This is a genomic window from Pseudomonas sp. LF020 (genome assembly GCF_053456425.1).
The window spans coordinates 250,907-263,002 of the sequence record NZ_JBRFIX010000005.1; the positions used below are offsets into that span (position 1 = coordinate 250,907).

At 62.1% G+C, this 12,096-nt stretch carries 7 protein-coding genes; 5 read left to right on the forward strand and 2 right to left on the reverse strand.

Translation table 11 applies throughout. The annotated features are described in order from the left end of the window. Positions 1 to 191: 191 nt before the first annotated feature. Positions 192 to 1,811, reverse strand: a complete 1,620-nt coding sequence (gene pvdP, locus ACU680_RS14310) for a pyoverdine maturation tyrosinase PvdP (RefSeq protein ID WP_448179778.1) — start codon at positions 1,809 to 1,811, stop codon at positions 192 to 194. A gap of 254 nt (positions 1,812 to 2,065) precedes the next feature. Here pvdP and pvdM point away from each other — a divergent pair, with 254 nt between their 5' ends. The 5 genes from pvdM to ACU680_RS14335 all read left to right on the forward strand — a co-directional run bounded on the left by pvdM (position 2,066) and on the right by ACU680_RS14335 (position 10,036). Next, positions 2,066 to 3,436, forward strand: a complete 1,371-nt coding sequence (pvdM, locus tag ACU680_RS14315) for a pyoverdine-tailoring dipeptidase-like protein PvdM (RefSeq protein ID WP_202369706.1) — start codon at positions 2,066 to 2,068, stop codon at positions 3,434 to 3,436. After that, positions 3,433 to 4,713: a pyoverdine-tailoring periplasmic protein PvdN gene (gene pvdN / locus ACU680_RS14320; protein ID WP_448179779.1), complete on the forward strand. Its 1,281-nt coding sequence runs from the start codon at positions 3,433 to 3,435 to the stop codon at positions 4,711 to 4,713. The genes pvdM and pvdN overlap by 4 nt, the downstream gene beginning before the upstream one ends. A 37-nt stretch (positions 4,714 to 4,750) precedes the next feature. Continuing rightward, positions 4,751 to 5,659 carry a dihydropyoverdine dehydrogenase gene (pvdO, locus tag ACU680_RS14325; RefSeq protein WP_448179780.1) on the forward strand — a complete coding sequence of 303 codons (909 nt, stop codon included), beginning with the start codon at positions 4,751 to 4,753 and terminating at the stop codon, positions 5,657 to 5,659. Between the two features lie 147 nt (positions 5,660 to 5,806). After that, entirely contained in the window at positions 5,807 to 7,456 is a 1,650-nt protein-coding gene (locus ACU680_RS14330) for a cyclic peptide export ABC transporter (protein ID WP_448179781.1), read from the forward strand. 117 nt (positions 7,457 to 7,573) lie between these two features. After that, positions 7,574 to 10,036, forward strand: a complete 2,463-nt coding sequence (locus ACU680_RS14335) for a TonB-dependent siderophore receptor (protein ID WP_367084001.1) — start codon at positions 7,574 to 7,576, stop codon at positions 10,034 to 10,036. 1,033 nt (positions 10,037 to 11,069) lie between these two features. On the opposite strand, the gene ACU680_RS14340 is transcribed toward ACU680_RS14335, so the two are convergent. Beyond that, positions 11,070 to 12,029, reverse strand: coding sequence for an alpha/beta hydrolase (locus ACU680_RS14340; protein WP_448179782.1), 960 nt, complete (start codon positions 12,027 to 12,029; stop codon positions 11,070 to 11,072). Between the last annotated feature and the right edge of the window lie 67 nt (positions 12,030 to 12,096).

Consider the following 12,096-nt stretch of genomic DNA (forward strand, 5'->3'; position numbering starts at 1 on the left):
ATCAACACAACAACCCTGTGGGAGCTGGCTTGCCAGCGATGAGGCCAGCACTCCCGACATCAACGTTGCCTGACCCAATGCTATCGCTGGCAAGCCAGCTCCCACATTGATTGACGGTGTTGCCGCTATCTCGGGCTGACACCTGAACCTGTGGGAGCGAGCCTGCTCGCGAATGAACGATGACGCAGCCCTCAAGCCGGGCTGGTCTTAGGCTTCAGATTGCGCGCATACCATGGCCGTTGCGGCACGCGGCGGAACAGGCCGGCGAGTTTTTCCTCGTCGGTGATGAAGGTGATGCGCAGCGCCAGTTTCATGGTTTCCGGATCCATCTCCACTGACTTGCCCATCTGCAATCCCGGCGTGGTGCTGCAGCCATGAGTGATCGGCCCGAGCCACGGGTCGTCGACTTCCACCCAGCGCCCCGGAGCAAACCATGGCACGCCATTGACCTGCAGCCGCGTGACTTCGCCCGGATGGAAACGCTCATGGGCGCGGAACCAGTCCTCGATGCGATCGTCGATCCAGCCATGGAAATGCCAGAACGTCGGGTTGACGTGGGAAGAAAACGGATCGCCGAGGAAATCGTTTTCGGCGTTATACCAACGCGCCGCGAAGTCCGCCGGATCGCGGGCAAACGGTACCGGCTGACCGTTGGACGGATCGCGTGGCACGGAGGCCCAGCGCATGTGCAGCCAGTCATGCAGACCCAACTCGACTTCAGAACCGAACTGGCCGAGGGTGAGCCGGGCCAAATATGCCGGATCGCGATACTGCGACTCCCAGACCTGGAAGTTGCTTTCGTAGGTCTCGGCAGTCTTGATGTCGCTGACCCACTGGCTGAACTCGTCATCGCCCGCCGCCGTCCAGGTGGGCGGCAAGGCCGCGCCGTCGTGGTTGTCGAAATAGCGGGCGAAGCCGACGCGGTCGCGAATCAGCTCCGGCTGCGGCAGCGGGAAAAACGCCCACGACGGTAGATCCTGCATCGAGCGCGCCGTCCCGAGCATGTGCCGGTGCATGAAGAAAAAGTCCACGCCCGAGCCATTGCGATCCTTGCGCGGGCCACGGGCATCGCGCTCCTTGTCGCGCGGGCCGGGCTGCCAGCCAATGCCGCGCAAGGCTTCGCGTTTGTCCTCGGGCAGTTTGTGCCACTTGTCCCGGGTCGCATGCCACAACTGGTGAAACAGGCGATGCTCGGGAGAGATCAACCACGCCAGCAACGTCGGGTTGAGCGGCGTGCGCTCGCGGGCTTCGGGAAACAGCCGCTTGACGGCGACGAAGCGATTGTCCTGCGCCGGCAAGGCCAGCGCTCGATCCAGGCGCAAGGCCTTGCCGCTGAGGGTGCCACTGCCGGCATTGCCGAAGTCGGCCCAGACCTCATCGAGGATCATCTCCAGCTCATAGCTGATCTGGCCGTCGACACCAATCAGGCGCCAGCTCAGCTTTGCCGCATCGGCTTTCGCGAGGTCGCCAAGAATTCGGTAACGCGGTGTTTCAGCGGAACGCAGGCGCTCGGGCGTGTCGAGGAAACCGCACACGCCGCGTCCCTTCTGGCCGATGTCGAGAAACACTTGCAGGCCCTTGGGCGGCAAGCCTTCGAGGCCGGCATCGGCACCTTCGAAACGGATATCCCACACCCCGCGCAACGCATTCGCCAGGCGCTGCCCGGCCCTGTCGGCGACGTCGAAAGACGCTTCGCCCGGAGTGATCGTCGGGTCCGGCTTCGTCCATTCACGATGCCCGAAATACGCCGCAGGCACGGCAGCGCCGGTCAGCGCCAGGCCCGCCATGAACCATCGTCGAGAAATCTTCATTGCCCTACCTGTGTCAGCCATGAAGCAGGCTTTATCCAAGCTAGAACGTTTGCTCCATGCACAAATTTATGGGGGTACCTGAAAAGATCGCAGCCTGCGGCAGCTCCTACAGTGATCGCGTTCCAATGTAGGAGCTGCCGCAGGCTGCGATCTTTTAAGCAGACGAGCTAAATTCCACAGCCAACCACTCGTTCCTCCCAGATAGCGAAGGCCTCCGCGCCTGCAACTCGATGGCGAACCTGACTGAGATGGCAATGACAAAACCACGTTCGAAAAAGGCTCTATTCATCGGCCTGCCGTTGGCTCTGGCGATCAGCGCCGGCGCAGGCTTTGCCGTGTGGCACCACTGGTTCAAGGACGACCTCGGCTACCCGGCCAAAGTCATGAAGCAGGCCGATGAGCTACACGAACGCATGCTCTCTTTCGACAGCCATGTCAGCCTGACGCAAAATTTCGGCACCGATGGCCACGAAGCCGACAAGGACGGCGACGGCCAGTTCGACCTCGCCAAGGCCAACCGTGGGCGCCTGTCCGGCGCCGCCCTGACCATCTTCGGCTGGCCGGAAATGTGGAACGGCCCGAACGCCCCGCACAAGCCGACCCCCGGCTTCGTCGACGAGGCGCGCAACCAGCAGGAAATCCGCTTCAAGATCATCTCCGGGATGGTTCGCGACTACCCCAATCAGGTCGCCATCGCCTACACCCCGGACGATTTCCGGCGTTTGCACGGCGAAGGCAAATTCGCGATTTTCATCAGCATGCTCAACGCCTATCCACTGGGCCACGACCTCAACCTGCTGGACCTGTGGACCGCGCGCGGCATGCGCATGTTCGGTTTCAGCTACATCGGCAACAACGACTGGGCGGATTCGTCGCGGCCGCTGCCATTCCTCAATGATTCGCCGGACGCCCTCGACGGCCTCTCGGATCTGGGCAAGCAAGCGGTCAAGCGCCTCAACGATCTGGGCGTGATCATCGACGTCTCGCAAATGTCGACCAAGGCCCTCGAGCAAGTCGCGCAACTGAGCCGCACGCCGCTGGTGGCCTCGCACTCGGCACCGCGCGCAATGGTCGACATTCCGCGCAACCTCAGCGACAAGGAAATGCAGCTGATCAAAAACAGCGGCGGCGTGGTGCAGATCGTCGCGTTCTCGCAGTACCTGCGTCCGCTCACCCAGCACACCCAGGACAAACTCAACGAGATGCGCAAGGACTTCGACCTGCCGCCGCTGCCGAACCTGGCGATGGCGTTGATGCCGGGCGACCCGATCATTGCGGCGTGGTCCGAGCAGAAGTTTGGCCAGTACGCCAGCCGCCTCTACGGCATCCTCGAAGAAGAACCGAAAGCCAGCCTCAAGGATCTGGGCGATGCCATCGATTACGCGGTGCGCAAGATCGGCATCGACCATGTCGGCATCAGCTCCGACTTCAACGAAGGTGGCGGCGTCAAAGGTTTCGAGAACGTCGGCGAAATTCGCAACGTCACCGCCGAGCTGATCTCGCGCGGTTATTCCGAAGCGGACATCGCCAAGCTCTGGGGCGGCAACTTCCTGCGGGTCTGGGATCAGGTCGAGAAAGCCGCGAAACCGGCCCTGGCCGCCGCGCCGGGAACTGCCAAGCCATGAGCAATCGTCGTGAGTTCTTGAAGCAGGCGGGGATTCTCGCGGCGGCGCTGCCACTGGGCGCGAGCCTGCCGAATGTCGCCGGTGCCGCGAACGCCGCGCCCGTGACCGGCAACAAATGGACGCGGTTGCAGCAGTTGTTCGATCAGGATCCGGCGTATCTGCACTTCTCCAACTTCCTGATCACCTCGCACCCGAAACCGGTGCGCGAGGCGATTGAGCGGCACCGCGCCGCCCTCGACAACAATCCCGGACTGGCCATGGATTGGGACCTCGGCGTGATCGAACAACGCGAAGAGAACGTGCGGGTCTGGGCCGGTCGCTATCTGCAAGCCGACGCCAAACAGATCGCCCTGACTGGCAGCACCACCGAAGGTCTGACGACGATCTACGGCGGCGTGCACGTGCGCCCCGATCAGGAAATCCTCACCACCGAGCACGAGCACTACGCGACCCACACCATCCTCGCCCTGCGTAGCGAACGCGACGGCACCCGGGTGCGCAAGATTCGCCTGTTCAAGGATTCGTACAACGCCAGCAAAGCAGAAATCCTCGCTGCCATCGACGGCGCCATCCGCCCCGAAACCCGGGTGCTGGGCATGTGCTGGGTGCATTCGGGCAGCGGCATGAAACTGCCCATTGGTGAGATCGGCGCCATCGTCGACAAGCACAACCGCGGTCGCAGCGACGCCGACCGCATCGTTTACGTGGTCGACGGGGTACATGGCTTCGGCGTGGACAACCTGAACTTCGCACAAATGAACTGCGACTTCTTCATCGCCGGCACCCACAAGTGGATGTTCGGTCCGCGTGGCACCGGCATCGTCTGCAGTCGCTTCGCCGAGGTCAGGTACGTCACCCCGATCATTCCGACGTTCTCCGAAGCCACGGCGTTTTCCACCACCATGACGCCCGGCGGCTATCACTCGTTCGAGCACCGCTGGGCGCTGGACGAAGCTTTCAAATTGCATCTTGAGCTGGGCAAGGCCGAGGTCGAAGCGCGCATTCACGCGCTCAACAGCTACCTGAAACAACGCCTGCAGCAACGTCCGCAGATCGAACTGGTGACGCCACTGAGCCCCGAGCTGTCCGCCGGTTTCACCTTCTTCCGGGTCAAGGGCAAGGACAGCGACAAGATTGCCGCGCACCTGATGGCCAACCGTGTGGTGGCCGATGCCGTGCACCGTGACGTCGGCCCGGTGATCCGCACCGCACCGGGGCTGCTCAACGACGAAGAGCAAATCGACCGCTTGCTGGCCGTGCTCGATCAGGCCCTTTGACCCGGACGCTCCCTTTTTCCTTTTAGCGAGACTCGCAATGAACAGTGAACTGCGTCGATTTTCCTTGAAAGCGCTGCCGGCGCTGATGCTCACCGCCCTCGCCGCCGGCCTGCTGCCGGGCGCCGCGCAGGCCGCCACCCCGCCTGCGCCGGGCAAGGTGTTCAAGGACTGCAAGGACTGCCCGGAAATGGTCGTGCTGCCCACCGGCACGTTCACCATGGGCACCCCGGAGGATGAGGTCGGCCGCGAGCCGGACGAAGGGCCGATGCACCCGGTGACGTTTGCCAAACCGCTGGCGATCAGCCGCTTCCAGATACTGCGCGGCGAGTGGGACGCCTACCTCAAGGACAGCGGCTACAAGATGCCCGACGGCGACACGCGCCCCGGTCGCGCGTGCAAGGCGGGCATCCCGGATTATCAGGGCAGCGACCCGCGCAAGCAGTACACCGACAAGCACCCGGCGGTGTGCATGGATTTCCCGGAAGTCGAAGCTTACGTGGCCTGGCTGTCGAAGAAGACCGGCCAGCAATACCGGCTGGTCAGCGAGTCGCTGCGTGAATACGCCGCCCGCGCCGGCAGCACAGGCCCGTTCCCCTTCCCGTTCGACGAGGGCAAGGAATACAGCATCGCCAAACACGCCAACACCTACGGCGCCGCCGATGGCTACAACTTCACCGCGCCGGCCGGCAGCTTTCCGGCCAACGCGTTCGGCGTCTACGACATGCACGGCAATATTTATGAGTGGACCGCCGATTGCTACAACGAGAATTACGTCGGCGCGCCAAGCGATGGCAGTGCCTGGCTGAGCGGCAAGTGCGAAGTGCGGCGCATCCGTGGCAACGACTGGGGCGAAGCGCCGGTGTTCTCGCGTTCGGGCAACCGCAACGCCACCTACACCGACACCCGTGGCGACTGGATCGGCTTCCGGGTCGCCCGTGATCTGTAACGCCATCGCCCGGCTAAATTAGCCGTCCTGCCAGTCGTTCTACAGGTGGGCGCGATCCTCCATGGCGCGCCCACCGCCCTCTACGTCATCCAGGCGAACCCCACGCGCAGTGCCGGTGTTCGCCGCTCCTTCAAGCAGGGAACCTCCATGAGCAAACCAACACGCGGGGTGATCAATGAATTGTTCGCCCTGCTCAAACCCTTTCGACTGATCGTCAGCGTGTCGATCCTGCTCGGCATGGTCGGTGGCCTGAGCGTCACCGCGCTGCTGGCGACCATCAACAACGTGCTGCACGCCGAGGGCGCACTGACCAGCACCATGGTCGCGGTGTTTGCCGGCCTGTGTCTGTTGGCCCTGACCAGCTCGATCTTTTCCGACATCGGCACCAATTTCGTCGGCCAGCACATCATCGCCAAATTGCGCAAAGAGCTCGGCGAAAAAGTCCTCTCGGCGCCGATCGAGCAGATCGAGCGCTATCGCAGCCATCGGCTGATTCCGGTGCTGACCCACGACGTCGACACCATCAGCGACTTCGCCTTCGCCTTTGCGCCGCTGGCGATTTCCCTTACCGTGACCCTCGGTTGCATGGGCTACCTGGCGATGTTGTCGTGGCCGATGTTCCTGATGATGGCGGTGGCGATCCTGATCGGCACGGTCATTCAGTACATCGCGCGCGGGCGCGGCATGCAGGGTTTCCTCAAGGCCCGTGACTACGAAGACGAGTTGCAGAAGCACTACCACGCGGTCGCCGAGGGCGCCAAGGAATTGCGCATCCACCGCCCGCGCCGGCATCGCATGTTCGTCTCGGGCATCGAAGGCACGGCCGACAAGATCTGCGACACGCAGGTGCGTTCGGTGAACATTTTCGTGGTCGCAAAGACTTTGGGGTCGATGCTGTTCTTCGTGGTGATCGGCCTGGCGCTGGGCCTGCAATCGCTGTGGCCGAGCGCCGACAAAGCGGTGATGAGCGGCTTCGTGCTAGTGCTGCTGTACATGAAAGGGCCGCTGGAACACATCATCGGCACCCTGCCGATCGTCAGTCGTGCACAAATCGCGTTCCGCCGGATCGCCGATCTGTCCGAGCAATTCTCCTCGCCCGAGCCGCACTTGCTGCTCAGCGATCAGGGCCACCAAAAGACCCCGGTGCACAGCCTGGAACTGACCGATGTCTCGTACAGCTTCCCGACGGTAGAAGGCGCCAAGCCGTTCCGGCTGGGGCCGGTGAACCTGAAAATCGAACAGGGCGACATCATTTTCATCGTCGGCGAAAACGGCTGCGGCAAGACCACGCTGATCAAGTTGCTGCTGGGCCTGTACGCGCCACAGCAAGGCGAAATCCGCCTCAATCAGCAGCTCGTCGACGCCGCCAACCGCGACGATTACCGCCAGTTGTTCACCACGATCTTCGCCGACTATTACCTGTTCGACGACGTGGTCCAGGGCGACACCCATATCCCGGAAGACGCCAACCAATATCTGGAGCGCCTGGAAATTGCGCACAAGGTCAGCGTGCGTGACGGCTCGTTCACCACCACCGACCTGTCCACCGGCCAGCGCAAGCGTCTGGCCCTGATCAACGCCTGGCTGGAAGAGCGCCCGGTGCTGGTGTTCGACGAATGGGCCGCCGATCAGGATCCGACTTTCCGGCGGATTTTCTACACCGAGCTGCTGCCGGACCTGAAGCTTCTGGGCAAGACCATCATCGTCATTTCCCACGACGATCGTTACTTCGATGTCGCCGACCAACTGGTGCGCATGAGCGCCGGCAAAGTGGTCACTGAGCTGCAACCCGCCTGACTGTGAAAAATTTGTAAAAAAAATGGCGTTGAGCTTTCCGGTTTTCGGAAGGCTCAACGTCTTACTAACAGTTAATAGAAATAGTTCTCAGTCAACACTTTGAAGAGTAGAAGAACAATGCCCGCACCGCACGGACTCCACCCGCTCGCCAAGGCTCTGCTGATCCGCCGCTCCTTCCGTTGCACCTTGCCCGCGTTCTGCGCCATGGCCCTGACTGTGCCGATGATCGGCCAGGCCCAGGCCGCCGCCGTGGCGATCAATATTCCTGCCCAGTCGCTGGGGAGCGCCTTGCAGGAATTCGGTCGCCAGACCAACCTCCAAGTGCTGTACAGCCCGGATGAGGTCAGTGGCCTGCGCAGCAGCGCGGTCAGTGGCAACCTGGAACCGACCGCCGCCATCGCGCAACTGCTGCAAGGCACCAACATCGCCTACAGCGTCGAGGGCAACAACGTCGCCTTGCGTTCGCGCAGCACCGGCGGTGCCAGCCTCGATCTGGCCCCGACCAGCATTTCCGCCACCGCCGAATCGGCCTGGGGCCCGGTAGACGGGATCGTCGCCAAGCGCAGCGCCACCGGTTCGAAGACCGATTCGTCGCTCAAGGAAATCCCGCAGACCATCAACGTCGTCACTCAAGACGAAATCAAGATGCGCGGCTCGAAGACCGTCACCGAAGCCCTGCAATACACCCCCGGCATGACCGGTGGTGGTTTCTCGGACCGGGTGAAGATCTTCGACGAACCGACCTCCCGTGGCTTCTCCCCTACTCCGCTGTACCTCGACGGCCTGCACATGCCTTACGGCGGCGGCAGCACCGGCGGTTCGCTGCAGATCGACCCGTACACCCTGGAGCGCGTCGAAGTGCTCAAGGGCCCGGCCTCGGTGCTGTACGGCCAGAACCAGCCTGGCGGTATCGTCAACATGGTCAGCAAGCGCCCGACCGCGACCCCGCTGCACGAAGTGAAGCTCGGTGGCGGCAGCTATGACCGCAAGTACGGTGCCTTCGACCTCGGCGGCCCGATCGATGATCAGGGCGAATTCCTCTACCGCCTGACCGGTGTGGTCAACGACAGCGGCTCGGCCATCGACTACGCCAGCCAGAACCGCATGCTGCTGGCGCCAAGCCTGACCTGGCTGCCCAACGACCAGACCACCATCACCGTGTTCGGTCAGTACCAGAAAGACCACGACGTCCCGGAGGCCCAGGGTCTGCCGGCCAACGGCACAGTGCATCGCAGCCAGGCCGGGCGCATCAGCCGCAGCCTGTTCCTCGGCGAGCCGGACGTGAACAAGTACCACCGCGAGCAGTTCGTCGTCGGTTACGAGATCGCCCACGAACTCAACGACGTCTGGACCCTGAAACAGAACGCGCGTTACGCCGACGTCAACGACCAGTACGTGGCGCCGCTGCACGGTTATTCGTTCCCGACCAATCCGGTTACCGGCCTCAACGACGGCAGCTACCAGAGCCGTTATGCGGTGGACTGGTCGCAGCACAACAAGGTCTACGGCATCGATAACATCGCCCAGGCCAAGTTCCACACCGCCGACGTCGAGCACACCGTGCTGCTGGGTGTGGATTACTACCACTACAATTCGAAATTCCTCGGCCTGTACGACCGCACCGCTCCGGGTCTGGATCTGTACAACCCGGTGTATGGCAGCCAGATCAATTTCCGTCAGCCGTACAAATGGGACAACACCATCACCCAGACCGGCCTGTACGCTCAGGATCAACTGCGTTGGAACCAGTGGTTCCTGACCCTCGGCGGTCGGTATGACTTCGCCGAAACCGACAACAAGCAACCGCTGAGCGGCGGCCACAGCAACCAGAAAGACGAGAAGTTCACCGGTCGTGCCGGCCTCGGCTACGAGTTCGACAACGGCATCACGCCGTACGTCAGCTACGCCGAATCGTTCCTGCCGCAAACCGGTACCGACATGAGCGGCGGCGCTTTCGAACCGACCACCGGCAAGCAGTACGAAGTCGGCGTCAAGTACGAGCCGAAGGCCATCGATGGCTTCATCCAGCTGTCGGCGTACCAGATCGATCAGGACAACATGCTGACCAGCGACCTTGCCAACCCGGGCTTCAGCACCCAGAGCGGCTCCGTGCGTTCGCGCGGTATCGAGCTGGAAGGCAAGGTCAACGTCACCCGCAACCTGCGCGTGCTGGCGGCGGTGTCGCGTAACCAGACCAAGTGGGAGAAAGACAACGACGGTCGTGAAGGTCGCACTCTGGCCATGCGTCCACCGCTGACCGCTTCCGCGTGGGTCAACTACGACTTCGACATCTCCACCGCCCTCGCCGGTTTCGGCATGGGCCTGGGCGCCCGTTACGTGCGCAGCAGCTACGGTTCGGATTACGAGTCGGACTCGTTCCAGATTCCGTCCTACACCGTGTATGACGCCATGGTTTCCTACGATCTGGAGAAATCGCCGCTGCATGTTAAAGGCGTGAAACTGCAAGCCAACCTGCAGAACCTCACTGACGAGAAGTACGTTGCTGCGTGCAACGGCACCCTCGACTGCTATTACGGCGAAGGCCGGACCATGACTGCTGACGTGACTTACAACTGGTAATACGTTTAGCGCTCACTGAAACGCCGGCATTTGCTGGCGTTTTTTTTTGCTGATTAGGGCTTGGCGGCCTTGGGGCCGACCAGGCTCTTGGGGTTTTGGGGGGATATCCGTTGCTGCGGTAACGGCCTCCTAGGGTTCCGCCCTTACGGCGGGTCACTTTTTCCAAACGCCGAAAAAGTAACCAAAAAGGCTTCCCCCGGCGTACGGCACTTCGCTTAGGCTCAGTGTTCCCTCGCTACGGTGTCCATCCGGGGGCATCGCCTACGGTTTGCTTCGCTGCACCTCCTCTCGATGTATGCGGCTCCGCCGCATGGCGCTGCGCGCCTCCCCCCCGGATGGACACCTACGCTCGGCCTGCCGAAGGGGCTGAAGATCAAAAGCTAGAGCCAAGGCCAAAGCCAAAGCCAAAGCAGATCAAAAGATCGCAGCCTTCGGCAGCTCCTACAGGGGATAGGGTGATTTCAGTTGGAGTTTGGTCGGCTGTCAGGCCGCCTTCGCGAGCAAGCTCGCTCCCACAGTGAGATCGGGTGTCATCAGTTAGAGATCGGTCGGCTGTCAGGCCGCCATCGCTGGCAAGCCAGCTCCCACAGTGGGATCGGGTGTATTCAGTTGGAGTTTGGTCGGCTGTCAGGCCGCCATCGCCAGCAGGCTGGCTCCTACAATTTAGAGAGCGTGCACCCCATGCGGCGAAGCCGCCCCACTCAACACAATGAGCGTTAGCTCGAGTAAAGCTTTTGATCTCAGGGCCCGTCGGCAGGCTGAGTGGAGGGATTTATCCGGGGGTGGGAGCGCAGCGACCGTTTGGCGCAGCCAAACACAGCGAGAGGAGGTGCAGCGAAGCAAACCGTAGGCGCTGCCCCCCGGATGAATCCCGCAGCGAAGGAACCCGAGCCTAGGCGAGGGCCGAACGTCAGGGTAAAGCCTTTTTGGTTACTTTTTCGGCGTCTGGAAAAAGTGACCCGCCGTAAGGGCGGAACCCTAAGCCGCCGTTACCGCAGCAACGGATATTCACCCCCCCCACCCAACCACCCCGTCAAGCCAAAGCAAACACCTCTACAAACCGCCCAGCAATCAACCCCAGCGCCTCTTCAGCCTCATCAACAATCGCCCCCATCCGCATAAAGTCATGGGTCATGCCAGCGTAAACCTGCAAATCCACAGCAACCCCCGCCGCCTGCAAATGCCGGGCATAAGCCACGCCCTCATCATGCAACGGATCACACTCGGCCAACACCATCAACACCGGCGCGACATTGGCCGGGACTTCGCCGAGCAACGGCGAAAAACGCGGATCAAGACGATCGCTGGCCTCACGCTGATAGTGCGCGTAGAACCACTGCAGCGAAGCCTTCTCCAGCAGATAACCTTCGGCAAACCGCTCGATCGAAGGCGTACTGCGACTGGCATCGGTGACCGGATAAATCAGCACCTGCAAACGCGGCTGCACAGCGGCATCCGTCAGTTGCGCAGCCAGCACCGTGGCCAGGCTGCCACCGACGCTGTCACCGGCAATCGCCAGCCGCGCCGCATCGATGCCCAGATCGCCCGCACTCGCCACCAGCCACTCCCAGGCATCACGGGCATCATCGGCCGCTGTCGGGAAGCGATGTTCCGGCGCCAGTCGATACGCCACCGACAGCACCACACAATCCGCCAGCGCGGCCAACGCGCGGCACAGCGAATCATGCGAGTCGAGGCTGCCGACCACATAGCCGCCGCCATGGAAATACAACAGTGCCGGACGACCGGCACCCACCTGCAACGGATGATTGCTGTAGATCCGTGCGTTCAACAGTGCACCGTCACGCACCGGCAATTGCAGCTCATCCACTACGGCCAGTTCTTCACCGCCGGCGTCCATCAGCAACGATGACTGATCGAATTGTTCACGGGCCTCGCTCGGGGTCAGCTCATGCATGCCGACGCGTTTGCCACTGGCCCGGCCGTTGCCGACCAGTTGCAGAAATGCGGCGATATCAGGATTCAATGACATTCAAATCTCCAAAGCGATCGGGCGCCAGCAGCGCCCGATCGGTTTTGCTTGGGTTTCACAGCAGGTT